We start from the raw sequence: 25,891 nt of genomic DNA on the forward strand, positions 1-25,891 counted from the left end.
GTGACGCTTATCCGGCCTATAAAAGAGCCTGGCCGAACGGGTGAGCAAGTTACAGAGTGTGAGGTGACGGATATCGGTTAAGTTGAATAGTCACTCTGTTTATTTGTCTGATTTATTTGAGTTTTGTCTTCATCGTTAGAGTGATATATGCTGTTTGTTTGTGCTGGCGATGAGAGACAATAATGGGAAACCTGACAAAAGACGACGAACTGTACCGTGAGATGTGCAGAGTGGTTGGCAAAGTGGTTCTGGAGATGCGCGACCTGGGGCAAGAGCCAAAGCATATCGTGATTGCGGGAGTGTTACGAACCGCCATGGCGAACCAGCGACTCCAGCGCAGCGAACTTGAAAAACAGGCGATGGAAACGGTTATCAAAGCCCTGGCAGGATAATTCTCTCAGGGATGGCGCTCGCTTCGTCATCCCTTATTCCCGGTATTTAAATTCTTCACCTTGTAAATAATCAGATATCGCGTTTATATTAATATCGATATGTATATTAATATATAACGAAGGCAATTGATATTAATAATGGGAACGAGGTCACATTTATAATTATTAATAGATTGCCGTGTTTTATATCCTCTAAATGATAATAAATATCACTCCGCTTTTATTATTTCACTTCCGGTTTTTAATTGATAACGATCAAAGTTAATAGCACTGAATAACCACATTATTTATGTGCCTAACTCTTTAGGATTAGTCTATTTGTATTTAATGATATGACGTATGCGATCCGGTTAGGGCAAAACATCGGGTGTTGTCAGCACTGTGTTTGCGAAGAGGATGCGAAATAAATGAACCAGGTCGAACGTCCAATATTAGATTTTGGCTTAACGCGGCTCGAATTTCTGCGTATATCAGGAAAGGGTCTGGCAGGATTAACTATCGCTCCCGCGCTGCTGTCACTTTTTGGCTGCAAACAGGAAGACGTTGATAGCGGTACGGTAGGACTGATAAACACGCCCAAAGGGGTATTAGTGACTCAACGCGCCCGCTGCACAGGCTGCCATCGCTGCGAAATCTCCTGCACCAATTACAACGATGGCGCCGTGGGCTCGTTCTTCTCCCGCATTAAGATTCACCGTAATTACTTCTTTGGCGACAACGGCGTCGGCTCCGGCGGTGGTCTGTACGGCGATTTAAACTACACCGCAGATACCTGTCGCCAGTGTAAGGACCCGCAGTGCATGAAGGTCTGCCCAATCGGCGCAATTACCTGGAAACAGGACGATGGCTGCATCGCGGTTGATCATAAGCGATGTATTGGCTGTAGCGCCTGTACCACTGCCTGCCCCTGGATGATGGCTACCGTAAACAGCGAAACGAAAAAATCGTCAAAATGTGTTTTATGCGGCGAGTGCGCCAGCGCCTGTCCAACAGGGGCGCTGAAAGTTATCGAGTGGAAAGATATTACTGTTTGAATCTTGCAAAGGAAAACATTATGGCTAACGGTTGGACAGGTAATATATTACGGGTCAATCTTACAACAGGCGATATTACCCTCGAAGATTCCAGTAAATATAAAAAATTTGTCGGCGGAATGGGGTTCGGCTACAAAATTATGTATGACGAAGTCCCGCCTGGCACGAAACCTTTCGATGAAGGAAATAAACTGGTATTTGCCACCGGCCCGCTGACCGGATCTGGCGCGCCCTGTAGTTCCCGCGTCAATATCACTTCGCTCTCTACGTTTACTAAAGGTAATTTGGTTGTCGATGCGCATATGGGCGGCTTCTTTGCGGCACAAATGAAATTTGCCGGGTACGACGCGATTATTATTGAGGGTAAATCCGCTTCGCCTGTGTGGATCAATATTAAAGATGACAAGGTCAGCCTCGAAAAAGCAGATTTTCTGTGGGGTAAAGGGACGCGCGCCACGACCGAAGAGATCTGCCGTATGACCAGCCCGGAGACCTGCGTGGCGGCCATTGGTCAGGCGGGTGAAAACCTGGTGCCGCTCTCCTGTATGCTCAACAGCCGTAACCACAGCGGCGGGGCGGGAACCGGCGCGGTGATGGGGTCGAAAAACCTCAAGGCCATTGCCGTTGAAGGCACCAAAGGGGTCAATATTGCCGATCGCAAAGAGATGAAGCGGCTGAATGACTACATGATGACGGAGCTGATTGGCGCCAATAATAATCATGTTGTGCCGAGCACCCCGCAGGCATGGGCGGAATTTTCCTCACCGGCTTCGCGCTGGACGGCGCGTAAAGGTTTGTTCTGGGGGGCCGCAGAGGGCGGGCCTGTTGAAACCGGCGAGATCCCGCCGGGTAATCAGAATACGGTCGGCTTTCGCACCTATAAATCCGTGTTTGACTTAGGTCCGGCGGCTGAAAAATACACCGTGAAAATGAGCGGTTGCCACTCATGTCCGATCCGCTGCATGTCGCAGCTCAATATTCCACGGGTAAAGGATTTTGGCGTACCGAGCACCGGGGGGAATACCTGCGTGGCAAACTTTGTCCATACCACGATCTTCCCGCACGGCCCGAAAGATTTTGACGATAAGGACGATGGCCGCGTTATCGGCAATCTGATCGGCCTGAACCTGTTTGACGACTACGGTATCTGGTGTAACTACGGGCAGTTGCACCGTGACTTCACGTATTGCTACAGCAAAGGCGTGTTCAAGCGCGTGCTGCCGGCTGAGGAATATGCGGAGATCCGCTGGGATCAACTGGAAGCGGGCGATCCCAACTTTATCAAGGATTTCTACTATCGCCTGGCGCATCGCAAAGGAGAGTTGAGCCATCTTGCGGATGGTTCATACGCCATTGCCGAGCGCTGGAATCTGGGTGAGGAATACTGGGCGTACGATAAAAACAAACTGTGGTCGCCGTTTGGCTATCCGGTACACCATGCTAACGAAGCGTCGGCGCAGGTGGGGGCAATTACCAACTGCATGTTTAACCGTGACTGCATGACCCACACCCACATCAACTTTATTGGTTCTGGTTTACCGCTGAAGCTACAGCGAGAGGTCGCGGCGGAACTGTTTGGTTCTGAAGACGCCTACGACGAGACTAAAAATTACACGCCGATCAACGCGGCGAAAATCAAGTATGCCAAATGGACGCTGCTCAAAGTTTGCCTGCATAACGCCGTGACGCTGTGCAACTGGGTCTGGCCGATGACCGTTTCGCCGTTGAAGAGCCGAAATTATCGTGGGGATCTGGATCTGGAAGCGAAATTTTTCCAGGCGGTGACCGGGGATGAAACCACCCAGGCGAGCCTTGATTTAGCCGCAGAACGTATCTTCACGCTCCATCGCGCCTATACCGTCAAACTGATGCAGACCAAAGACATGCGCAATGAACACGATCTCATCTGTTCGTGGGTTTTTGACAAGGACCCCAACATTCCGGTGTTCACTGAAGGGACTGACAAAATGGATCGCGACGATATGCGTGAATCCCTGACGCTCTTTTATACCGAGATGGGCTGGGACCCTGAACTGGGATGCCCGACGCGAGAAACGTTGCATCGCCTCGGTCTTGAGGATGTCGCCGCCGATCTGGCCGCGCAGAATCTGCTGCCAGCGTAAGGAAGGTGAGATGAGTCATTCAGAGGGCGAACACTCCACGCCTGAGGTGGATATTGAAAAGCGGCAGTGGCTGCAAGGCTTACATCAGCATGAAAGGCGAGTGGATGAACCAACGCCTCCCGCGAGTCCGGCAGAGATCATGGCGGAGTTCATCCGCCAGCATTCTGCTTCAGGCCAGCTAGTGGCTCGCGCGCTTTTCCTGCAACCGCCGTATTCAGTGGAGGAAGAGGCGTTAATGCCGCTGCTGGAGACGCTGCTTCAGAGCGAGACAGGGGCGGATATCGCCTGCGTACAGGGTGCTCAGGATGATTATTACTACTCGACGCAAACCATGACCGCTAACTATGCCGACATGTGTGTGCAGGTGGTGGAGAACGATATTTGCCGGGCTATCGCACAGGCGGTGCGTTTTGATTGCCAGACCTATCCGCGACCCTACAAGGTCGCCATGCTGGAACAACCGCCATACCGCTTTGCGCCGCAGCAAATAGAGACAGCTCTTGCCGCGATCGACACGCACCCGGATTACGCGGATATTCGCCGTGTGGCGTCGTCCAACGACGTACCGTATCTGTTTAGCGAACGTTTTATGAGCTACGGCAAGGCATATGGCTTATGCGAATGGCTTGAGGTTGAGCAGTTTCAGAATCCCTGATTGTTCAGGGTGATGTCATGGAAAGCGTGGGCGATCGCTGCCACCGGATTAGAGGATAACCAGATGTCCTTCACTCGACGAAAATTTGTGCTTGGTATGGGGACGGTGATTTTTTTCAGCGGGCCCGGCCAAAATTTGTTAGCGAACACGAAGAATAGCAACGCGGTGCGTTATGCCATGATTCATGATGAATCCCTGTGTAACGGCTGCAATCTCTGCGCCCGGGCGTGTCGCAAGACCAACCATGTTCCGGCTCAGGGCAGTCGTTTATCCATCGCGCATATTCCTGTTTCGGATAATGAAAACGAAACCGTTTATCACTATTTCCGCCAGTCCTGCCAGCACTGTGAAGATGCGCCCTGTATTGATGTTTGCCCGACCGGCGCCTCCTGGCGTGATGAGCGCGGTATTGTGCGGGTAGACGAATCGCGCTGTATCGGCTGTAGCTACTGTATAGGCGCTTGTCCGTATCAGGTGCGTTATCTCAATCCACAAACCAAAGTGGCGGATAAATGCGACTTTTGCGCCGAATCTCGCCTGGCAAAGGGGTTCCCGCCGATTTGCGTGAATGCTTGCCCGGAGCACGCATTGATTTTTGGTCGTGAAGACAGCCCGGAAATTCAGACCTGGCTGAAGGAGAACAAATTCTATCAACACCAACTCGCAGGCGCCGGAAAACCGCATCTGTATCGCCGGTTCGGTCAACATTTGATTAAAAAGGAAAATGTATGAACGCGTCGCAGAATGCTGAACAGTTCCATGTCCAACTGGCGAACTATGTCCCCGTGTTTTCTCCCGAATACTGGCCTGTCTGGTTAGTCATCGCCGGACTGATGCTGGTAGCGATGTGGCTGGTGTTGGGGCTGCATGCCATGCTGCGGTTTCGCGCCGCCAACAAAGCCGCGGCCGGTCATGGTGAAAAGGTTTACCTGTACTCAAAAGCGGTGAGATTGTGGCACTGGTCGAACGCGCTACTGTTTGTGCTCCTGCTCGGCAGTGGGCTGATCAATCATTTCTCGCTGGTTGGCGCGTCGGTGATGAAGAGTCTGCTGACGGTGCATGAGATCTGCGGTTTTCTGCTGCTGGCGTGTTGGCTGGGTTTTGTTTTGATCAACATGCTGGGCGGCAACGGACACCATTATATTATTCGCCGCGAGGGCTGGATTGGCCGGGCGATGAAGCAGACCCGCTTCTATCTGTTCGGCATTATGCAGGGTGAGGAACATCCGTTTCCCGCCACCACACAGTCTAAATTCAACCCGTTACAGCAGGCCGCTTATCTCGGGGTGATGTACGGCCTGGTGCCGCTGTTGCTGATAACCGGACTACTGTCGCTTTATCCGCAGGCGGCGGGCGATCTGTTCCCCGGCGTGCGTTACTGGCTGTTGCAGGCGCATTTCGCGCTGGCGATCGTTAGTCTCTTTTTTATCTTCGGTCATCTTTACCTTTGCACGACAGGTCGTACGCCCGGTGAGACCTTCCGCTGCATGGTTGATGGCTATCATCGGCACTAACGGATGATCATTACGCGAGAGGATTTACGTACCTGGCGAGTCGGGCCCGTCATCTATCGTTGGTTTGTCCGTCGCTTTCCGAATGGCGGCAGCTACGCCGACGTGCATCGGGCGCTGAGCAGTGAAGGCTATCTCGACTGGGCAAATAGCCTGGTGGAATATGCCTGGTCGCGCTGGCTGGATGAGGAGAGCTTTGCGCGTCAGGATATCAGCGCGATGGACAGCCTGGTGAGTGCGCAATCGCACCACGGTAATAGCGAACACATTGCCTGCGCGGACGATAACGTTCATCTGGGATGTGCGGGCGATAACGTCAAAATTGCCAGCGTGGGGTACGCTTCGCAGATTGCCAGCGCGGGGTACTGCGCGCGCATTGGCAGCGCAGGCTACAACACGCATATAGGTTGTTCCGGCGATCGCGCGCGGGTGGCGGTGGCAGGGAACTCAACCCGCGTAAGCTGCGCCGGTGACGGGAGTCGTATTGCCAGCGCGGGAATGCGGGTGCGCATCAGCACGCTGGGTGACAGGAGCAATATTGCCAGCAATGGCGATCTGGCGCAGGTTGTCAGCTTTGGCGCCAATGCCAGAATTGCCAACAGCGGAGAGAATGTCCATCTCGTTACCAGCGGTGACAATGCGGTCATCGCCAGCACCGGGCACGTTGACTCCCTGATACTGGGGCCCGGCGGCTGTGCTGCGCTGGCGTATCACGATGGCGAACGTACCCGTTTCGCCGTTGCCATTGAAGGCGAGAACAACATACGCGCCGGGGTAAAATATCGCCTCAACGAACAACATCAGTTTGTTGAGTGTTGAGCCGTTTATCGGATAGCGAATCGTCGACGGGTGAATCTCTCCAGGCCAAAACAGAGCAGGTAATAGACCAGTCCGGTAAAGATAAAAATGGCCGCCGGGTAAATCTGTACCCGGTTATTCACCTGACCGGCGACGGTAGTTAGTTCAGGAACATTGACGATAAACGCCAGCGACGTGTCTTTCAGCAGGCCGATAAAAATGCCGGTCAATGACGGCATTACATTGCGTAGCACTTGGGGAAGCAGAATGAGCCATAATGCCTGAAACGGGCGAAATCCCTGCACTACCGAGGCGTCGTACTGCCCGGCAGGAAGCGCGTTTATGCCGGCATAAACGGAGTGCATCACCGATGCCGCAGTAAACCAGGCCAGCGCCAGCGTGACGGTAACGGCGCCGGGAAGATCGCTTCCGGTAAGCATTGGCAGCAAATACCACATCCAGAAGATCACGAAGATCAGCGGAATGCCGCGAATAAATTCTGCCCAGAGAAACAGCCCATTACGGATAACGCCCGGAAATCGCCAGGCAAGACAGGCGAGAACCACCCCGCCGGGAAGCGCCAGCACGCCAGCACCCAGCGCCATCAACAATGTGAGGAGCACGCCGCCGGGTTGACCATCAGCAGCGCGTCCCCACAGCAGGTAATCCAGATTGTCGGTAATGACCGAAATATTAGCGATCATGGTGTGGACTCCTGATGCTGAAAATACGCGTTTTGGGTTTCACTCTTTTGGCCGGGGCGGGGTTTAGCCGCGCCAGTAGCAGACCCAATACAATGCCGGTCAGCAAATAGAGCGCGGTGCCGACGGCAAAGGCTTCCAGAGCATGGGCGTTATAGCTTTCAATTTGTCGCACCTGATAGGTCAGTTCGGCAAAGCCGATACCGCTGGCAAGCGATGAGAGTTTCATCAGATTAAGGTATTGTCCCACGATGGGTTGCCAGGCGTTTGCCAGCCCCTGGGGGAGCAGAATATGGCGGAGGGTCGTCCATGCGGAAAAACCTTGCGATACCGCGGCCTCTCGCTGCCCGGCGGATACCGCCTGCAACCCCGAGGCGATCTCCTCAACCAGGAAGGCCGATGTGAATACCCCCAGCCCCCATGCGGAGCAGAGAAATTCTGGCGTCAGCCACCAGACATCGCCAGGCAGGATCGACCAAAAATGATCGGTATTAACGAAATCAATCACGTCACGGGGCAGAAAATTCCACGCTGCGAAGTACCAGAACATCAACTGCACAAGCAGAGGCGTATTGCGAAACAGCGAGACCCAGGCGGCGACCAGACGGCGACCGAATGCGTTGCCGGAGAGACGTAGCGCGAGCAGGATAATCGCCAGCAGTGTCGATAGCAAAACGCCTGCCAGCGTGACCCAGAGCGTGGTCAAAAAACCCGAGATGACCCATTGCAGAGGTTGCCCGCTCAGCACCCCCTGCCAGTCCAGAGTAAGCATTATAACGATGACTCCTGGTGTAACGGATCGAGCACTTTCTTCAGGAAGCGCTGGGTTCTGGGGTGCTGCGGACGGGTAAAAAATGCTTCAGGCGAGGCGACTTCCAGAATATCGCCGCCATCGATAAACACGACACGGTCGGCAATTTCGCGAGCGAAGTGCATCTCGTGCGTAACGACGATCATGGTGATCCCGCTGTGGGCAAGATTCTTCATGACCTGTAAGACTTCGCCGATCATTTCCGGGTCCAGCGCGGATGTTGGCTCATCAAAAAGGATAATTTGCGGAGAGGAGGCCAGCGCGCGGGCAATGGCGACGCGCTGCTGCTGTCCACCAGAGAGCTGGGCGGCAAATGCGTCGGCTTTTTCAGCCAGACCCACCTGATCCAGCAATTCGCGGGCTCGCTGTTTGGCGGCCTCTTTATTCCAGCCATGCACATATTCCAGCGCCAGCGTAATGTTCTGCTGCGCCGTCAGATGGGCGTAAAGGTTGAATTGCTGGAATACGAATCCAATGCGGCTGCGTAACTGGCGCAGCGCTGCGCCCTTGAGCTGACCAATGGGCTTATCATCGATAAAAATATCGCCGCCGCTTAATGACTCAAGCTGGTTGATGAGTCGAATAAGCGTGGATTTTCCCGAACCGGATGGCCCAAGGATGGTAACGACTTCTCCGGGTTCCACCGTCAGATTGACACCGTTTAATACCCGGTGCCCGTCGTACTGTTTGATCACATCGCGCAGTTCAACGCGCGCCTGACGCAAATGCGTAAAATCCGCAGCCGAAGCTGCGGAGCGGGTAAACAAACCTGAGAGCATATTACTTCGCTTCTATTTTAAAGGCGCGCGGCTGTGGATTTTTGGTTTCGGGGCCGAACCAGACGTCATAGATTTTGGCCGCCTGTCCGGTGGACTCGAGCTTCAGCAGTTCATCGTTCACCGCCTTTAACAACGCGGGTTCGCCTTTTTTCACCCCGACGCCGATTTCCTCTTTACTCAGCAGGTCGGGTAGGATTTTAAAGTTGGCTTTGTCCGGCGCCCCGCTTAACAGGCCCGCCAGAATGGTGCTGTCCTGGGTGATCGCCTGAACGTTGCCATTACGCAGCGCAGTCAGCGCCAGCGGGATATCATCATAGGCCAGCACGCGGGATTGCGGGAAACGCTGGTGCAGCGCCTGTTCCCCCGTTGTTCCTTTCACCGCGCCAATTCGCGCGCGGCTGTACTCATCCAGCTTGTCGGGGGAGGTCGCCGGAACCAGGAATTGTTGCCCGGTGACAAAATAGGGAACGGAAAAGTCGATAACCTGGGCGCGCTCCGGGGTGATGGTAATATCCGCGACGATCAGATCGGCCTTACCCGATTGCAGTAACGGGATACGGTTGGCTGGGTTGGTGGCGACCAGTTCTAGTTTGACTCCCAACGATTTGGCCAGCGCTTCAGCAAAATCAACGTCGTAACCAACGATTTTATGCGTTTGCGGATCGACGGAGCCAAACGGCGGGTTCGCATCGAACGTGGCCACTTTCACTACGCCGGCGGCTTTAATATCCGCCAGTTGATCGGCCTGGGCGGGTAATGCGGCAATACCGGATGCGAATAGCGCACTTAATGCCAGTAATGTTTTTTTAGTGCTGTGAATTGTCGTTGCCATCATCTTCTTTGATATCCCTGTAGAGACGCTAAATAATTCATGTCGCGGTCAAAAAGGCCGCTGCATTCGCGACATGATTGGGTTTGTCTTTTTACGCTCCCACAACTCGCCGTCGTCACCAAATAAGAAAAGATTCTTATCTATATACAAAAAGATATTAGTAAAACAGATGTTAATGGTCGGTGAATTAAGATGGGATGGTCTAATGCAATAAATGCACAAGGATGGCAGGATTTCGTATTTCATTTTTTCACGCGAATGCGCTGCAATAAAACGCATCCAGCATACAGACAGAGGGGCGGAGAAGATGAATGGGTTTAAACGTCTTTGGCATACTGTGGTGAAAGCACGTCCACAGACCCGGCAGTACGATGCGGAGCCTCATCTTCAGCGTATTGTTGAGTCTGTTCTTCCTGTCGCCAGCCTGTATGGCGTGGATATCGCCAACATTGATCCGGAGTGGTTCCGTGATAAAACAGAACGCTGAACATCGACAAACGCGCGAGGCATACTGGAACGAAATCTGCGCGCTTTCTGCGGCTTAATCCTGAATAAAAAAAACCGGCATTACGCCGGTTCTGTCGTTATATTTTGCAGGCATCGCCGCAATCATCATCCGCAATAACCGCCTGGGCTTTTTTATCTGCGTCTTCCAGACGTTCGGCGTTACGCTCTTGCGCTTCCTCCAGCCCGTCAAAGACCAGATTGTCGAGATCAATATCCATCAATCACCTGTTTAGTTCGGTGTTTGTCAGCTTTCCAGTATAGGGCAAAATCTGTGATTGATGCACCTTGCGCTATTGGCGATCGGTGCGGTTGCCAGCAGGGAAAGCGGAAATCCCGCCATCCCTGCCAATAGGTTACTGCTCGGTGAGTTCCATATCCGCGATAAAGGGGAGATGGTCGCTTGCCGACGACCAGGTGAAAGCAGGGGAGTTATGCGGAATTTCTATTTTCTTCACATCCCATTTTTGCCCCTTGAAAGTGAAGATGTGGTCAATATCAATCGCCGGGTTAACCGCAGGCCATGTACGATAATCTGTCCCCTGTTTCTCAACCGGATTAAAGAAATAGCCAATTTCTTTTAACGGCTGTTCGTCACGGGTAGAGTTGAAATCACCAGCCAGAATTTTTATTGAAGAGGCGATATCTTTAAAATCGGATGACGCATCGCCAATACTGATATCCAGCAGATGGCGGACTTGCTCAATTCGCATGGTGGGATCTTTTTGCCAGTCAAGGTGGGTAACCATGACCAGTACCGGCGTATCGAAACCCGGAACCTCAATTTGCGCCAGTAATGCTACCCGTTGTTCTGCATCGCCTGAGGGTAAATTGATAACCTGAGTATGCTGAATTTTGTATTTCGATAAAATGCCGAGCCCGTATTCACCACCGTCAAAATCCAGCGCCTTACCAAAGGCATAGTGGTAGTTATTTGCATCAGCGATCGTTTTCAATTGATCAATCTTTTGGCTTCTTGCGGTTTTATTATCAACCTCTGGAACCGCAATGATATCGGCTGCAATTTTTTTGATAGCGGCGTTAAGCGACGTGAAATCAGCTACATTTTCGGACGCTTCATTTTTGCCGATGTTATAGGTCGCAATTCTTAAATGAGGCTTGTTGTTTTCATAAATCTTATCCGGGACACCGCCTTTCTGAACGGCGAGAATTTCATTACCGGCAAGTTTTTCACTGGCTATAGCGTGCGTGGAAAGGCAGCTTAGCGCGAGGAATGTCAGTGTAAAGATGTTTTTCATAACGAATAGAGGCCTTGTTTATTTGCTGTTGCCGCCACTATAACGTGCATAAAAATAGGTTACTGTGAGACTTTGCACAAACTTATATTGTTTTGCGAAATAAGTGATTAAAGTACATTCACCAGAATTTTAAATGTGAATGAAGGCCGTAACGGTTTACTTGACCCGCAGAGCCTTTCGGGTAACTGTATGTAATGTTGTAAAAATCTGAATTTCACCTGTAAAAAAAGGAATAACGAAGAGATGTATGGCCGTGAGTATCGAAACGGGCGTCGTCGCATGGCGCCGTTTTTAGCGATCTCTTGTATTACTTTGCTGTATGGCGCGAAAGGGTACGCCAGGCCGGATATGGAGCCGCTGGGGCCGAATATCGCCGATCGGGGTTCCGCGTTTTACCATTTCAGGGTTGAAAATTTCGACTCCGCCGACGGAAAAAGGCATTACAAGGTCTGGACCGGCATTCCTGATAAAACGCCGCCAGCGTCGGGTTATCCGGTTCTGTATATGCTGGATGGCAACGCGGTGATGGACCGCCTGACGGAGGACTTGCTGAAACAACTGGCGGAAAAAACGCCCCCCGTTATTGTCGCCATCGGCTACCAGACCCACTTACCCTTTGATCTGAACGGCAGAGCCTATGATTATACGCCCGCGCTGGAAGTGAAAAGCGGGGCGGAGGGGCGCTACCGTCGACCGGGTGGCGGCAGTGGGGACTTCCGTCGACTGCTGGAGACGCGTATCGCGCCGCAAACGGAACAAGGGATCAACATCGATCCTGAACGACGCGGCGTATGGGGACACTCCTACGGCGGCTTATTCGTCCTTGATTCGTGGCTGTCGTCGTCATTTTTTCGGTTTTACTACAGCGCCAGCCCATCGCTGGGAAGAGACAATTCCTCGTTGTTAACCCGGTTAACCACAATGGATGCCGCGAAAAATTGCCATAAGCGTTTATTTTTCATGGAAGGTTCCGCTTCACCGGGGAAAAACGTGCAGACTCCGGTTTCCGATATCCTGAATAAAACCCGCGACGCCGTTTCCGCCCTGCAAAAAGACGGGCTTGCGGTTGCCTGGTGGAATTACCCGGGGTTGACGCACGGGCCGATGTTCACCGCCTCTTTTCAGAGCGCGTTACTGAATATGAGCGCGGAGGAGACTCCCGGGGCAGCGCGCTGCGATTAACCGGGCAGTGAGTGAAGAGGGCGGCGGGAAGCCGCCCTTAGCCATTACACTATGATGCGTGTCTGGTGGTCGTCAGAAGTGCAGTCCCACCTGCATGTAGTAGGTGCGGCCAGGTTCGTTATAGGTGTTCGCACCGGCTCCCCACAGATACGCGCCCGTGGTGGCGTTACCGGTAGTCTGGGCATTTCCTTCACGGAAGTGGCGCTTGTCGAACAGGTTATCGATCCCTGCGGTTACATCCACATATTTCGTCACCGCGTAAGTCGCACTCATGCCCACCAGCGCATAAGGCGATACCTGTCGGGTTTCGCTGCCCGAAGTGGGGTTCCCTTGATAAGTGTATTTTTTCGGTTTCTGGCGGCCATACCACGTCAGCGTACCCTGCACCGACAGATCGTTAGCGGCCTGCCACTCCAGCGTTGAGTTGATGGTGTATTTGGGAATAACCGACAGGTAATCTCCGCTCTTCTTATTCTTGTTCTCGATGATATAGGTGAAGTTATTTTTCATCTTCAGCGTATCGGCGAGCGGGAAATTGAACGTCCCTTCCAGCCCCTGAACGACGGCTTTTGGCACGTTTTCCCATTGATAAATATTTGCGGAGGTGGCTTTGCCCGCAACCGAGTCACCGGCTGCAATCTTGTCATGGTAGTCGTTGCGATACCAGGTCAGCCCGGCCTGCACTTCATCATGATTATATTCAATCCCTACCTCTTTATTGACGCTGGTTTCTGCTTTCAGATCGCGGTTGCCTTGCAGATAGCAGGCGCCGCCGCCGTAGCATCCCTGGCCTTTACTGAACAACAGGTAATTGGGGTTGGTCTGATACAGATTTGGTGCTTTCCATGCGCGGGCAATACCCAGTTTTAACGTGAAGTCGCCGCCCAGTTCCTGGGAGAGGTTCAGTGACGGACTCCAGTTACTGCCGCTAATACTCTGGTGGTTGAAGCGAATGGCAGGGGTCAGACGGGTGCTGTCCGTCAGTTCAAGGTTATCTTCCGCAAAGATGCCGTAAATATCCGCTGAGCTGTATTTGCTGCGCCCGGTATCGGCAATCCCCGGAACCGAGCCTCCGCCGGTGGTGGATTCGGTATTCGACGACGGATCTTTCATCGCCTGGTGGTTAAATTCCGCACCAAAGGTCAGCGTCTGGCTAACCCACAGGTCAAGCGGGATATTCACTTCCGAGTGCAGGTTGGTGTCATACAACGAAATGGTCGAGAACCCTTCATTTGACGGGCTGAAAATCCCCGAGATGCCGCCAGAGAGGCCTTCATTGAGGCGGGTATTACGCGTTTTTTCAAACTGCACATAGTTATTGGTGGTGACGCCGCTGTCCCAGGCGCCGGTATATTTCAGGCTGAGCGTCTGGCGGTAGAGAACGTTTGTTTCTTTGCCATAATATTTTTTTACCAGCGCGTTGCTGTTGGTGTTTTGCGTATCACCGGCATACAGGTTGCCGTGGCGACTGTAGCCGGCCCCCAGTTCCAGCGCCTGCATCGGCATAAATTCCCAGCGCAGAGCTGAATTGATGTCTTTATTGATAAAACCTTCACGGCCAGCGGGGTAGCTACCGGCATAAGAACCGATACGCGGGGTCGTGTGGTTTTCGTTGATATCCTGGGCATCAGCCTGCGTTTTATTCCAGTTACCGTAGACTCGCAGGGTCAGATTATCCGCCAGCGCGCCGCTTAAACTGCCGTTATAGCGTTTGGTGCTGCCTTCGGATTTGTGCTGTGGAAAGTTGTAATAGGTATTTAAACTGCCGTGCCATTCGTCCGTCGCCGGTTTGGTGATGATATTGACGACCCCGCCCATTGCGCCACTGCCGTACATCGCGGCGGCCGGGCCACGGATGACCTCAATGCGCTCGATCATTTCTGGCGGCACCCAGTTGGTGTCGCCACGGGTATCGCGCTCATCGCTCCAGCCATAGCGCACCGAGTTGCGGCTGGAGACAGGCATACCGTCAATCAGAATCAGAGTGTTCTCCGGCCCCATGCCGCGGATATCAATCTGGCGGTTATTCCCGCGTTGTCCGCTGTTAGAGTTTCCGGTGAGATTGACGCCCGGCATGGTGCGAATGATCTCAGCGACGTCGCGCTGTATTGGCCGTTTTTTAATGGCCTCGCTGTCAATGATAGAGACGCCGGGGGCCTGGAGCGTCTGTTCTTTGGCCGTCACGACCATGGTTTCGCCGCTGTTTATTTCTTTGTCGCGGGCAGCCTGTTTCTCAGGTGGGTTACTGGCGTTTGTTTGTTCTGCTTTCTGGTTTGCCGCTGTTTTGATGTCGTCAGCCTGTACCGCAGGAATTGCCAGACTCCCTGCAATAAGCGAACTCAAAAGCGATAATTTATATGCCTTTTTTATCATGATATTAATCACTTGCCATTGTTAAAAGAAAAATTGCGTGAAATAACTTATTAGCAATATTTCTCATTTGCAACACAATAATGATTATCATTTGCATTTTTGGGCGTGCGAGCACGCTGCCGTTAGCGGCAATTTCAGGTTATTAAATAGAATAAAATCAGTAAGATAATTAATATCAGGGCAGCAGGCGTGAAGGGACAGTTGCGGTTGTTGGTCTGTACAACGGTCAAACCATGAATTCAGGAAAGATTTGTGGGAACAATGCGCTGTGGGAACAGTGTGCTGTGTGGATAAAGAATGGTGCGTCTGAATGGACTCGAACCATCGACCCCCACCATGTCAAGGTGGTGCTCTAACCAACTGAGCTACAGACGCAGGATGGTGCGTTCAATTGGACTCGAACCAACGACCCCCACCATGTCAAGGTGGTGCTCTAACCAACTGAGCTATGAACGCAATGTTGCAGGTGACAACGGGGACGAATATTAGCGGCAGAGCCGGAATGAGGCAAGAGGGAAAACGTAATTTTCTTCCTGATTTCACTCGATTGCAGAGGAAACGCGCAAAATGTCGAGAGAATAGCCGCCGTCCGGCGGCTATTGCTGATTTATCGCGCAGCGCGCTGCAAAATAATCGCTGATGACTGGCGTTGCAGATATCGCATACGCAGCATCATCATAATAGCCGCAGACGTCAGGCCGATAATAAAGCCCATCCAGAACCCGGCCGGTCCCATGCGATCCACCACCAGATCGGTCAGCGCGAGGATATAACCGCTCGGTAATCCCAGCACCCAGTAAGCTGTAAAGGTAATAAAGAAAATCGACCGCGTATCTTTATAACCACGCAAAATACCGCTGCCGATAACCTGGATCGAATCGGAAATTTGATACACCGCCGCCAGCAGCATCAGTTGCGCGGCGAGCGTGACCACTTCAGGATTGTCGTTATAGAGCAGGGCGATAGGCTCACGCAGCGTCACGGTAAAAATTGCGGTGATAACGGCCATGCAAACCCCGACGCCCAGCCCTGTTCTGGCGGCTGTCTGGGCATCCAGCGTTGAGCCCTGGCCAAGTCGATAGCCCACGCGGATGGTAACCGCAGCCGCCAGCGACATCGGCAATACGAACATCAGCGAACTGAAGTTCAGGGCAATCTGGTGGCCTGCGACATCCACAATACCCAGCGGTGAAACCAACAGCGCCACCACGGCAAACAGGGTGACTTCAAAAAACAGCGCCAGGGCGATCGGCAAACCTAGCTGTACCAGACGTTTCATGACATCCGTATCCGGCTTGCTGAATCCGCGCTCGTTGCGAATATCGCGCATTGAACGCGCACGTTTCACATACGAGGCCATCGCGATAAACATCACCCAATAGACCGCCGCCGTGGCAACGCCGCAGCCCACGCCGCCGAGTTCCGGCATGCCGAAGTGACCGTAGATGAATATATAGTTCACCGGAATGTTGACCAGCAGGCCAAGGAAGCCTATGACCATGCCGGGTTTGGTTTTTGCCAGACCTTCGCACTGGTTACGCGCAACCTGAAAGAACAGGTATCCCGGCGCGCCCCACAGGAGCGCGCGAAGATAGCCCACGGCTTTATCCGCCAGCGCAGGATCAATGTTATGCATAGAACGGATAATGTATCCGGCATTCCATAGCACAAACATAATGAGAACGGACACACAGCCCGCCAGCCAGAAGCCTTGTCGCACCTGGTGAGCGATGCGTTCGCGGCGGCCAGAGCCGTTGAGCTGCGCGATAACCGGGGTCAGAGCCAGTAACAACCCATGACCAAACAGAATGGCGGGCAGCCAGATGGATGTGCCGATAGCGACGGCAGCCATATCCGTGGCGCTGTACCCGCCAGCCATCACGGTATCGACGAATCCCATCGCGGTTTGGGCGATTTGCGCAAGAATCACCGGTATTGCCAGAGCCAATAACTGACGCGCTTCACTGATATACTTTTGCACGTATACACCATTATTTGTTGTTATTTGAGAGACTAAAAAAGCCGCCTTAAATGGCAGCAAGAAGAAAATGCAGGGGAAATTTCAGTCTATTGTAGCGAGGAATACGTAATTCTCCAGTGAAAAAACAGGTGCTTTTAGCGCTTTGCTGGCAACCTGATTTTCCACCTGCTATTGTGCTGGGCAGAGATGTATTAACTGATTTCAGGAGTTGCAGGTATGTTTACAGGTATTGTGCAGGGCACCGCGAAACTGGTGTCGATTGATGAAAAACCGAATTTCCGCACGCATGTCGTGGAATTACCTGAACACATGCTGGACGCGCTGGAGACGGGCGCATCGGTGGCGCACAACGGTTGTTGCCTGACCGTCACTGAAATAAACGGTAATCAGATCAGCTTTGACCTGATGAAAGAGACGTTACGCATTACCAATCTTGGCGATCTGAGCGTCGGCGATCTCGTTAACGTGGAGCGTGCGGCGAAATTCAGCGATGAGATTGGCGGGCATTTAATGTCGGGTCACATTATGACCACGGCTGAAATTTCGAAAATTCTGACCTCTGAGAATAATCGTCAGGTCTGGTTTAAAGTTCAGGACCCGCAACTGATGAAATATATCCTGTATAAGGGATTCATCGGCATCGATGGCATCAGTCTGACGGTAGGGGAAGTGACGCCAACGCGCTTTTGCGTTCATCTGATCCCGGAGACGCTGGAACGCACCACGCTGGGTAAGAAAAAACTGGGCGCTCGCGTCAATATCGAAATTGATCCGCAAACCCAGGCGGTTGTTGATACCGTCGAGCGCGTGCTGGCGGCACGGGAAAGCGCGGCGAATCTGCATGCAGGCGACGCGTAACCCGACGTAAAAACCCCCGCAGCGCGGGGGTTATCAGGATTAGCGGGGAATACGCAGGCCGTGTTCGACGCCGCGAGAAAAAACCACCTGCCATAGCTGTATATCACGGGCGCGAAACGCCCCGGCGCATGCATTCAGATAATAACTGAACATGCGTTTAAACCGTTCGGTGTAATTATCTGCAATTTCCGGCCAGCCGTTGATAAAGCGAGAATACCAGGCCATCAGGGTGGTGTCGTAATCTGCGCCAAAGTTGTGCCAGTCTTCCATCACGAAATGCGATTCGCTGGCATTCGCAATCTGGCGAACAGACGGCAGGCACCCGTTCGGGAAAATATACTTATTGATCCACGGGTCGACATTATTATCCGTCTTTTTGGAACCGATAGTGTGGAGCAGGAAAATACCGTCCGGTTTCAAATTACGGTCGACCACTTCAAAATAGGTTTTATAGTTCTTCGGCCCGACGTGTTCAAACATACCAACGGACACAATGCGATCAAACTGATCGTTAAGGTCGCGGTAATCCTGTAGCCGAATAGAAACGTCCAGACCTGCGCAACGTTCCTGGGCCATCTTTTGCTGCTCGGCGGAAATCGTGACGCCAACGACGCTGACGTCATAATTGGACGCCATAAACTGGGACAAGCCGCCCCAGCCGCATCCGATATCCAGCACGCGCATACCCGGCTGCAACTGTAATTTTTCACAAATGAGCTTCAGCTTCGCTTGCTGGGCGGATTCCAGTGTGTCGGCATCTTTCCAGTAAGCGCAGGAATATTGCATATACGGGTCGAGCATGCGGGAGAAAAGATCGTTGCCGAGATCGTAATGTTCTTTCCCGACTATCCAGGCGCGTTTTTTACTTTGTAAGTTGAACAGGCGTGCGCCCGCGATACGCAGCGTATCTTTGAAATGGTGGGGGAGTTGGTTTTCGAGCCCGGCTCGTAACACTTTACTAAAAAACATGTCCAGTCGGTCGCATTCCCACCAGCCATCCATATAACTTTCACCTAACCCCAGCGATCCTTCCTGTAATACACGTTTGAAAAAATCGGGGTTTTTAACACGAATATCCGCCGGGGCAGTGCCATTGATGGCGATACCCGCACGGCCCAGCAATTCGTTGGTGATACGATACCAGTCATCATCTGGTACGCTGACTTCTTCTATACACGATGAACTCATAGCTTCTCCATCACTTGGTCGGTGATCAGAACCTTAAAACAGCGTAGACGCTTTTTGGGCTTTGTGAGAAATCTCACGGAATAATTCCGCGAGTCTATTATCCGACGTAGAACAGAGGAAGGGAGGAACCCTTACCGAAAAGGCCATCCGTGGTGAAACGGGAACGCTCCGGTTCCCGTTAACGCATAATAATTATCGTAATATTAACAACCGAAATTTAGTATAGGCCTCAAAATTCGATGATACAACCGAAAATTGTTAGCGAGCTAATTACCTGTTGTTGAACATTTTTAGTGAGATTCGCTGTGCGCAACTTCGGTGTTTGCTGCGCGCGCGGCCGGTTCCTGCGCCTGAAGTTGCAGCCAGTATCCCAGCGCCGCCAGAGCCACCGTCGACAGCATTACGCTGGTGGTGGTAAGCAGCGGCGTGCTGATCAGCCACGAAACGACCAGGCTTGCCAGGAAACACAGACCCAGTTGCAGCGTGTTCTGTAAGGCTGCTGCGCGTCCGGTCGCTTGCGGGAAGGGGCGCAGCGCCTGGGCGACCACGATAGGGTAGATCGCGCCGTTCGCGATAGCCATCACACAGAATGGAATCAGGATCTCCGTCAGCGAAACATGGCTGATGAAGCTGGCGCCCCAGGTGGCGACCACGCTCAGCGCATAGAGAACCAGTAACCAGGGCAACAGCTGTTGGCCCTGCCATTTTTGCAGCGCCGCGCGGCAACCGTAACCGCCCACCAGGAACGCGATGGTCTGCGGTACATAGCTCAGGCCAATCACCGCCGGGCTATAGCCCATTTCGCTGAGGATAAACGGGGAACCCGTCAGCCAGGCAAAAAAGCTGGCGGAGCAGGCGGCGTAAATCAGGACGTTGCCGCGATAAGTTTGTGAACGTAGCAGGTTGGCGAAGGTCAGTTTTTCCTGGCTGTGGTCATGTGCTTTTGTTGTTGGCTTTAAGCGTAAGGCGGGCAGCATCAATATCAGCGTAATGATGAACAGCGTGGCAAAAATGGCCTGCCAGGAAAAATGCGTCAGGATCCAACTGCCGAGTAAAGGCGCAAGGGCGGGCGATAAACCGACCAGCGGCATAATGGTGGCGAAGATGCGATTAATTTTTTGCGTTGGATAATAATCCGTCACCAGCGCCTGCCAGATCACCGTAGCGGCACAAACTCCCACCGCCTGAATAAAACGCAGTACCAGTAGTCCGGTAGCGCTTTCGACCCACATCATCCCCAGACTGCCCAGCGCAAAGATGGAGAGACCCAGCAGCAAAATGGGTTTACGCCCGTAACGATCTGACAGCGGCCCCCACAGCAGTTGCGCGACGGCGAAACCGGCCAGGAACAGACTGAGGCTGGCGCTGACAGCCGCCGCCGGTGTTTGCAGGTCGGCCTGAATTGCCGCGAACGCAGGCAGATACATATCTGTTGCCAGAAAGCCCAGCACGCTGAGACCCGCCAGCCAGACTAAAAAACCTTTTCCGGGTTGCATAATTGTTTCTCTTTTCCAGAAGTAAGACATTGCCGCTGAGTGTAGGGAGTGAAATTCTGCTTGTGAAACGCTAATATTTGGCTACTGGATTCAAAATTTTTGCAGGCAGAATATGTGGTCAGAATATTCACTCGAAGTGGTTGATGCCGTTGCCCGTAATGGCAGCTTTAGTTCTGCGGCGCAGGAGTTGCACCGCGTGCCTTCTGCGGTGAGCTACACCGTCCGTCAACTGGAAGAGTGGCTGGCGGTGCCGCTTTTCGAACGACGCCATCGGGACGTTGAACTGACCCCCGCCGGGGCATGGTTTTTAAAGGAAGGGCGCTCTGTTATCAAAAAAATGCAGATCACCCGGCAGCAGTGCCAGCAGATAGCCAACGGCTGGCGGGGGCAACTGGCGATTGCGGTCGACAATATTGTTAAACCGGAGCGCACCCGGCAGATGATTGTTGATTTTTATCGTCATTTTGATGATGTGGAATTGCTGGTCTTTCAGGAAGTATTTAACGGCGTCTGGGATGCGCTGTCGGACGGTCGCGTGGAGCTGGCTATCGGCGCGACGCAGGCCATTCCGGTTGGAGGACGCTACACCTTTCGCGATATGGGGATGCTGAGCTGGAGCTGCGTGGTCGCCCGCCATCATCCGCTGGCGTCAATGGCTGGCCCGCTCAGTGACGACACGTTGCGCAACTGGCCGTCGCTGGTCCGGGAGGATACCTCGCGTACGCTTCCGAAGCGCATCACCTGGCTGCTGGATAACCAAAAACGCGTGGTGGTGCCGGACTGGGAATCTTCAGCGACCTGCCTTTCCGCGGGACTGTGTGTGGGAATGGTGCCGACCCACTTTGCTAAGCCGTGGATCGACAGCGGGAAATGGGTGGCGCTACAGCTTGAGAATCCGTTTCCTGATGCGGCGTGCTGTCTGACGTGGCAGCAGAACGACACGTCGCCCGCGCTGGCCTGGCTACTGGACTATCTGGGCGACAGCGAAACGCTGAATAAAGAGTGGTTACGGGAGCCGGAAGAGGCTCCCGCAGAAGGGGATTAACGGCGATAGTCGCGGAACGGGCCATCGGCGACAGAGCGCCGCTCAATCAGACGCGGATGCACCTCAATGGACTGCGACTCTTCGCGTTTATTGACGATACGGTCAAGCAGCATATTGAAGGCCGTTTCACCCAGAGAATCTTTCGGCTGGTGAATCGTCGTCAGCGCAGGCGTAAAGTAACGCGCGTTGCGCACGTTGTCGTAGCCGATGACCGAGATATCCTGCGGTACGCGCAGCCCCATCTCGTCAGCGGCGCACAACGCGCCCATCGCCATAATGTCGCCACCGCAGAATACGGCCGTCGGGCGGTGAGACTGGGAGATCATTTGCTGCATCGCGCGGTAGCCTGATTCCGGCTCGAAATCACCCTGAACGATCCAGTTTTCCGGCACGTTTATCAACGCTTCTTCCATCGCTTTCATAAAGCCAGCCAGACGACCTGCGCCGGTGTTGCGTTCCATCGGGCCGGGAATCACGCCAATTTCACGGTGGCCGCGTTCAACCAGATAACGACCGGCCATATAGCCGCCTGCAAAGGCGTTATCAATGACCGTGTCGGTAAAGTCCGCTTTGGCTTCGCCCCAGTCCATCACCACCATCGGGATATGGCGATACTCTTCAAGCATAGAGAGCAGGGACTCAGGGTATTCGGAACACATGACCAGCAGGCCATCCACGCGCTTTTGCGCCATCATAGAGAGGTACGCGCGCTGTTTTTCCAGGTTGTTCCAGGCGTTGCCCAGAATCAGCGTATATCCTTTCTGGAAGCAGTTCTTTTCAACGGCTTCGATAATTTCAGCAAAATAGGCGGCTTCGCTGCTGGTCGCCAGCAAACCAATCGATTTGGTGTGGTTAACCTTCAGGCTGCGGGCAACCGCGCTGGGAGAGTAGTGCAACTCTTTAATGGCTGCCCATACCGCGTTGCGCGTCTCTTCCGCAACGAAGCGCGTTTTGTTAATTACGTGTGATACGGTTGTAGTGGAAACGTTTGCTCGCTTCGCCACATCTTTAATTGTTGCCATTACATCTCACTCCAGACCATATCCTGAACTCCTGAAAATACTGTAAGTAAACGTTTGCCTTTACACACCTTGATCGCAACGTCAGGGTTGCGGCACGCCGGGAAAACGACACGGAACATCAGGAAGGGGGCAATGGCCGGTACGCTAATCAAGTAAGCGTGGAATTTTGTCTGATCTTGACGAAAAGGGGAAGAGTTAAAAGCGCTTATCAATATAAATCATGGGAGATTTTTGCATTCAAGTGTGTAAAAATGCGCAATATCACTTTTTGTGTGGGAATAAAAAGGAGAAAACTTGATGAGCACCGATCTGAAATTTTCGTTAGTGACCACCATTATTGTGCTGGGCCTGATTGTCGCAGGCGGTCTGACTGCCGCACTGAACTGATTTACCTCTGAGGGAGAGCATTCTCCCTCTGTCTTTCCTCTCTCTTCTTCCTCATTTTTAACCAAATCGTAAAAGTCTTTTGCTATTTTGCTTACTTTATTAGTTTTGTGATTGATGTCATGCTTTTGACTCTTTTGCGTGCCCCGTGACGGCACGAAGCTGCGGAGTCGATGTATGAAAATAAATTATCCCTTACTGGCGCTGGCAATTGGCGCATTTGGTATTGGAACCACCGAGTTCTCTCCTATGGGCTTGTTGCCCGTTATCGCTCGCGGCGTGGATGTCTCGATTCCTGCGGCCGGAATGCTAATCAGCGCGTATGCCGTTGGTGTGATGGTCGGCGCGCCGTTGATGACGCTGCTGCTTTCCCATCGCGCACGTCGTAATGCGCTTATTTTTTTGATGGCGATTTTTACTCTCGGAAATGTGCTGTCGGCCATCTCGCCGGATTACACTACGTTGATGCTGTCGCGGATTCTGACCAGCCTGAATCACGGCGCTTTCTTCGGTCTGGGGTCGGTGGTGGCGGCCAGCGTCGTCCCCAAACATAAACAGGCCAGCGCGGTCGCCACCATGTTTATGGGGCTGACGATCGCTAATATTGGCGGTGTTCCTGCGGCGACCTGGCTGGGGGAAACCATTGGCTGGCGTATGTCCTTCATGGCGACGGCAGGGCTGGGCGTAATTTCAATGATTAGCCTCTTTTTCTCGTTGCCGAAAGGCGGTGCGGGAGAGCGCCCTGAGGTGCGCAAAGAGTTGGCGGTGCTGTTGCGACCACAGGTGTTATCGGCATTACTGACCACCGTTCTGGGCGCAGGCGCGATGTTTACGCTCTATACCTATATCGCCCCGGTGCTGCACAGCATTACGCATGCAACGCCTGCTTTCGTTACCGGTATGCTGGTACTGATTGGCGTTGGCTTTTCTATCGGCAACTACCTGGGGGGAAAACTGGCGGATCGTTCGGTTAACGGCACCCTGAAAGGATTTTTGCTGCTGCTGATGGTGATTATGCTGGCGATCCCGTTCCTGGCGCGCAATGAAGTGGGCGCCGCTATCAGCATGGTGGTATGGGGGGCGGCGACATTCGCGGTGGTTCCGCCTTTACAAATGCGCGTTATGCGGGTTGCCAGCGAAGCGCCAGGCCTCTCTTCATCGGTCAATATCGGTGCCTTTAATCTCGGTAATGCGCTTGGCGCAGCGGCGGGGGGCGCAGTGATTTCCGGTGGTTTGGGCTACAGCTTCGTACCGGTGATGGGGGCGATTGTGGCAGGGCTTGCGCTGTTGCTGGTCTTTGTCTCTGCGCGCAGACAGCCTGAAGACGTTTGCGTGGCGAACTAAGCGCAGCATTAAAACGCAGAAGGGACTCCCTTCTGCGTTATTCTCTTTATGCCGCGAAGTTTTTCGCCACAAACTCCCAGTTTACCAGCGCCCAGAAGTGCTCCAGGTAGCCAGGACGGGCATTGCGGTAGTCGATATAGTAGGCATGTTCCCACACATCCACGGTCATCAACGGCGTGGCGTCGGTGGTCAGCGGCGTACCGGCATTCGACGTAGAGACGATAGCCAGTTTCCCATCCGTCCCTTTCACCAGCCAGGTCCAGCCGGAACCGAAGTTCTTAATTGCGGCGTCGGTGAACTGCGCTTTGAAATCGGCAACGCTGCCGAAGGACGCGACAATGGCGTCAGCCAGTTTACCCGTTGGTTCGCCGCCAGCATCAGGCGCCAGGCAGTTCCAGTAGAAGGTGTGGTTCCAGACCTGGGCCGCGTTATTGAAGACGCCGCCTTCAGCGCTGCGAACGATCTCTTCCAGTGATTTCCCCTCAAACGGCGTGCCTTTGATCAGGTTGTTAAGGTTGGTCACATAGGTCTGATGATGTTTGCCGTAATGATATTCCAGCGTCTCAGCAGAAATGTGCGGTGCAAGAGCATCTTTGGCATACGGTAATGCAGGTAATTCAAACGACATTGCTTCTCTCCTTATATTTATATTAGGTGCGCACAATAACCTTATTGTACGTAAGGATAGGGTAGCAAATTGAAAGGTGATACAAAAGAAGAACTTACCCTGTAGTCATACTACAGGGTAACGTTTTATCGAATGGTTTTCGGCGTCATGACCCGGCGTGCGCCCACGTAATGGCGCTGCCAGTAATCTTCGCTAAGAGAGGTAATCTGTATTTCCTGACCGCTGCGCGGAGACTGAATAAATTTGCCGTTGCCAACGTAAACGCCAACGTGATCGGCGGTACCGCGACCCTGAGTACGGAAGAACACGAGATCGCCATTTTTCAGTTCGCCACGTTCAATCGGCGCGGCATCGCGCAAATGGTACATTTCATTTGCAGTACGCGGGATGCGGAATTTCACCAGATCCTTATACGCGTAATAAACCAGACCGCTGCAATCAAAACCGGTTCGTGGAGACGTTCCGCCCCAACGATATGGTTTGCCAATCTGATTCATTAATTTATTCATCGCCGTGTTGGTGGCTTTCTGCATTTTCGCTTTATGCGCATCGGCAATGGCAAGCGGGGCGCCTTTTACTTTGACACAATGCGGCTTACGACCCTTGCGCGGCGTACATTTTTCCGTCCAGGTTACGGCGGCGGTTTGTGTGGTGGCGGGTTTGCTACGACGGCTTGCGGTTTTGGTGGTTTTCGCAGGGGAGGCAATGCGTTTTTTCGATGTGGAGGCCGTTTTACTTTGGGTTTTACTCACGGCTTTTTTTGCAGTCTTCGTTTTTTTCTTGCTGGTCGCGGTGTTCTTCTGCTTATCTGCCGTTTTCGTGACATGCGCGGCAGGCGTCGCCCTGGCTTGCCGGGAGGCATGCGCCATTGACGTAAAAGGGAGCGTGGTAAAAAGCAAAGCACAGAGCGTGATCGAGATCCGGTTTATCCGCGCCACTGAGCAATCCTCTGGTTAAGGGCAGGTCGAATTCATGCCTGCGTATGATTTAC

26 protein-coding genes and 2 tRNA genes are annotated in these 25,891 nt (G+C 52.9%); 13 read left to right on the forward strand and 15 right to left on the reverse strand.

The genetic code is table 11. The annotated features are described in order from the left end of the window. Positions 1 to 182: 182 nt before the first annotated feature. The 7 genes from fumD (at position 183) to ydhT (ending at position 6,534) form a co-directional block, all read left to right on the forward strand. Positions 183 to 392 carry a fumarate hydratase FumD gene (gene fumD / locus OGV50_RS03560; protein ID WP_012132570.1) on the forward strand — a complete coding sequence of 70 codons (210 nt, stop codon included), beginning with the start codon at positions 183 to 185 and terminating at the stop codon, positions 390 to 392. Positions 393 to 799: 407 nt separating this feature from the next. Then, on the forward strand, positions 800 to 1,426 hold the full coding sequence (locus OGV50_RS03565; protein ID WP_012132569.1) for a ferredoxin-like protein: 627 nt from the start codon (positions 800 to 802) through the stop codon (positions 1,424 to 1,426). A 20-nt stretch (positions 1,427 to 1,446) separates the two neighbouring features. Beyond that, positions 1,447 to 3,549: an aldehyde ferredoxin oxidoreductase gene (locus OGV50_RS03570; RefSeq protein WP_047457312.1), complete on the forward strand. Its 2,103-nt coding sequence runs from the start codon at positions 1,447 to 1,449 to the stop codon at positions 3,547 to 3,549. 10 nt (positions 3,550 to 3,559) lie between these two features. Then, entirely contained in the window at positions 3,560 to 4,204 is a 645-nt protein-coding gene (locus OGV50_RS03575) for a YdhW family putative oxidoreductase system protein (protein WP_115181689.1), read from the forward strand. Positions 4,205 to 4,267: 63 nt separating this feature from the next. Then, positions 4,268 to 4,936: a 4Fe-4S dicluster domain-containing protein gene (locus OGV50_RS03580; RefSeq protein ID WP_071818897.1), complete on the forward strand. Its 669-nt coding sequence runs from the start codon at positions 4,268 to 4,270 to the stop codon at positions 4,934 to 4,936. Further along, positions 4,933 to 5,718, forward strand: coding sequence for a thiosulfate reductase cytochrome B subunit (gene phsC, locus OGV50_RS03585; protein WP_047457305.1), 786 nt, complete (start codon positions 4,933 to 4,935; stop codon positions 5,716 to 5,718). Before OGV50_RS03580 ends, phsC begins: the two co-directional genes overlap by 4 nt. Positions 5,719 to 5,721: 3 nt before the next feature. Beyond that, entirely contained in the window at positions 5,722 to 6,534 is an 813-nt protein-coding gene (gene ydhT / locus OGV50_RS03590; protein WP_047457302.1) for a protein YdhT, read from the forward strand. A 5-nt stretch (positions 6,535 to 6,539) separates the two neighbouring features. On the opposite strand, the gene OGV50_RS03595 is transcribed toward ydhT, so the two are convergent. The 4 genes from OGV50_RS03595 to OGV50_RS03610 are packed head-to-tail and all read right to left on the reverse strand — an operon-like array spanning position 6,540 to position 9,639. Beyond that, positions 6,540 to 7,217 carry an amino acid ABC transporter permease gene (locus OGV50_RS03595; RefSeq protein WP_012132563.1) on the reverse strand — a complete coding sequence of 226 codons (678 nt, stop codon included), beginning with the start codon at positions 7,215 to 7,217 and terminating at the stop codon, positions 6,540 to 6,542. Further along, on the reverse strand, positions 7,207 to 7,986 hold the full coding sequence (locus tag OGV50_RS03600) for an amino acid ABC transporter permease (RefSeq protein ID WP_047457298.1): 780 nt from the start codon (positions 7,984 to 7,986) through the stop codon (positions 7,207 to 7,209). Before OGV50_RS03600 ends, OGV50_RS03595 begins: the two co-directional genes overlap by 11 nt. After that, positions 7,986 to 8,804 (reverse strand): amino acid ABC transporter ATP-binding protein, encoded by an 819-nt coding sequence (locus OGV50_RS03605; RefSeq protein ID WP_047457295.1) that lies wholly within the window; start codon positions 8,802 to 8,804, stop codon positions 7,986 to 7,988. Before OGV50_RS03605 ends, OGV50_RS03600 begins: the two co-directional genes overlap by 1 nt. A 1-nt stretch (position 8,805) precedes the next feature. After that, positions 8,806 to 9,639: an ABC transporter substrate-binding protein gene (locus OGV50_RS03610; protein WP_047457292.1), complete on the reverse strand. Its 834-nt coding sequence runs from the start codon at positions 9,637 to 9,639 to the stop codon at positions 8,806 to 8,808. Between the two features lie 304 nt (positions 9,640 to 9,943). On the opposite strand from OGV50_RS03610, the gene OGV50_RS03615 reads away from it, so the two are divergent. Continuing rightward, positions 9,944 to 10,123 carry a hypothetical protein gene (locus tag OGV50_RS03615; protein ID WP_024130375.1) on the forward strand — a complete coding sequence of 60 codons (180 nt, stop codon included), beginning with the start codon at positions 9,944 to 9,946 and terminating at the stop codon, positions 10,121 to 10,123. A 97-nt stretch (positions 10,124 to 10,220) separates the two neighbouring features. Here OGV50_RS03615 and OGV50_RS03620 read toward each other — a convergent pair whose 3' ends face one another. Together OGV50_RS03620 and OGV50_RS03625 are read right to left on the reverse strand one after the other, a co-directional pair. Beyond that, entirely contained in the window at positions 10,221 to 10,361 is a 141-nt protein-coding gene (locus tag OGV50_RS03620) for a hypothetical protein (protein ID WP_012132556.1), read from the reverse strand. A 135-nt stretch (positions 10,362 to 10,496) separates the two neighbouring features. Then, positions 10,497 to 11,399 (reverse strand): endonuclease/exonuclease/phosphatase family protein, encoded by a 903-nt coding sequence (locus OGV50_RS03625; protein WP_286488318.1) that lies wholly within the window; start codon positions 11,397 to 11,399, stop codon positions 10,497 to 10,499. A 243-nt stretch (positions 11,400 to 11,642) separates the two neighbouring features. Here OGV50_RS03625 and OGV50_RS03630 point away from each other — a divergent pair, with 243 nt between their 5' ends. Then, positions 11,643 to 12,581 carry an alpha/beta hydrolase gene (locus tag OGV50_RS03630; protein WP_049010733.1) on the forward strand — a complete coding sequence of 313 codons (939 nt, stop codon included), beginning with the start codon at positions 11,643 to 11,645 and terminating at the stop codon, positions 12,579 to 12,581. A gap of 72 nt (positions 12,582 to 12,653) precedes the next feature. Here the strand turns inward: OGV50_RS03630 and OGV50_RS03635 are convergent, their stop codons facing one another. From OGV50_RS03635 to mdtK, 4 genes are all read right to left on the reverse strand, one after another. Further along, on the reverse strand, positions 12,654 to 14,954 hold the full coding sequence (locus OGV50_RS03635) for a TonB-dependent siderophore receptor (RefSeq protein WP_049010736.1): 2,301 nt from the start codon (positions 14,952 to 14,954) through the stop codon (positions 12,654 to 12,656). 298 nt (positions 14,955 to 15,252) lie between these two features. Next, a tRNA-Val gene (locus OGV50_RS03640) sits at positions 15,253 to 15,329 on the reverse strand. 4 nt (positions 15,330 to 15,333) lie between these two features. Next, positions 15,334 to 15,410, reverse strand: a tRNA-Val gene (locus tag OGV50_RS03645). Positions 15,411 to 15,561: 151 nt separating this feature from the next. Then, entirely contained in the window at positions 15,562 to 16,935 is a 1,374-nt protein-coding gene (gene mdtK / locus OGV50_RS03650; protein ID WP_049011824.1) for a multidrug efflux MATE transporter MdtK, read from the reverse strand. 216 nt (positions 16,936 to 17,151) lie between these two features. Between mdtK and OGV50_RS03655 the strand changes: the two genes are divergently transcribed. Then, the gene (locus tag OGV50_RS03655; protein WP_012132549.1) at positions 17,152 to 17,793 is read left to right on the forward strand and encodes a riboflavin synthase; all 642 of its coding nucleotides are present in this window, start codon (positions 17,152 to 17,154) and stop codon (positions 17,791 to 17,793) included. Between the two features lie 39 nt (positions 17,794 to 17,832). On the opposite strand, the gene cfa is transcribed toward OGV50_RS03655, so the two are convergent. Beyond that, entirely contained in the window at positions 17,833 to 18,981 is a 1,149-nt protein-coding gene (gene cfa / locus OGV50_RS03660) for a cyclopropane fatty acyl phospholipid synthase (protein WP_012132548.1), read from the reverse strand. A gap of 290 nt (positions 18,982 to 19,271) precedes the next feature. After that, positions 19,272 to 20,477 carry a purine nucleoside transporter PunC gene (gene punC, locus OGV50_RS03665; protein ID WP_112002407.1) on the reverse strand — a complete coding sequence of 402 codons (1,206 nt, stop codon included), beginning with the start codon at positions 20,475 to 20,477 and terminating at the stop codon, positions 19,272 to 19,274. Between the two features lie 112 nt (positions 20,478 to 20,589). Between punC and punR the strand changes: the two genes are divergently transcribed. After that, positions 20,590 to 21,522 (forward strand): DNA-binding transcriptional activator PunR, encoded by a 933-nt coding sequence (punR, locus tag OGV50_RS03670; RefSeq protein WP_012132545.1) that lies wholly within the window; start codon positions 20,590 to 20,592, stop codon positions 21,520 to 21,522. Here punR and purR read toward each other — a convergent pair. Continuing rightward, on the reverse strand, positions 21,519 to 22,544 hold the full coding sequence (gene purR / locus OGV50_RS03675; RefSeq protein WP_012132544.1) for an HTH-type transcriptional repressor PurR: 1,026 nt from the start codon (positions 22,542 to 22,544) through the stop codon (positions 21,519 to 21,521). The two genes, punR and purR, sit on opposite strands and share 4 nt — an antisense overlap. Before the next feature lie 297 nt (positions 22,545 to 22,841). Between purR and cydH the strand changes: the two genes are divergently transcribed. Both cydH and OGV50_RS03685 read left to right on the forward strand, forming a co-directional pair. Continuing rightward, complete coding sequence (gene cydH, locus OGV50_RS03680; RefSeq protein WP_096753851.1) at positions 22,842 to 22,931, forward strand: cytochrome bd-I accessory subunit CydH; 90 nt, start codon at positions 22,842 to 22,844, stop codon at positions 22,929 to 22,931. Positions 22,932 to 23,105: 174 nt separating this feature from the next. Then, complete coding sequence (locus OGV50_RS03685) at positions 23,106 to 24,272, forward strand: MFS transporter (RefSeq protein WP_012132541.1); 1,167 nt, start codon at positions 23,106 to 23,108, stop codon at positions 24,270 to 24,272. A 46-nt stretch (positions 24,273 to 24,318) separates the two neighbouring features. Here OGV50_RS03685 and sodB read toward each other — a convergent pair whose 3' ends face one another. Then, positions 24,319 to 24,900, reverse strand: a complete 582-nt coding sequence (gene sodB, locus OGV50_RS03690) for a superoxide dismutase [Fe] (RefSeq protein WP_047457276.1) — start codon at positions 24,898 to 24,900, stop codon at positions 24,319 to 24,321. A 125-nt stretch (positions 24,901 to 25,025) separates the two neighbouring features. Continuing rightward, the gene (locus tag OGV50_RS03695; protein ID WP_049008644.1) at positions 25,026 to 25,838 is read right to left on the reverse strand and encodes a C40 family peptidase; all 813 of its coding nucleotides are present in this window, start codon (positions 25,836 to 25,838) and stop codon (positions 25,026 to 25,028) included. Positions 25,839 to 25,891: the final 53 nt, after the last annotated feature.

The organism is Citrobacter sp. CK180 (assembly GCF_030333655.1).
GTDB classification, from domain to species: Bacteria; Pseudomonadota; Gammaproteobacteria; order Enterobacterales; family Enterobacteriaceae; genus Citrobacter_B; species Citrobacter_B koseri.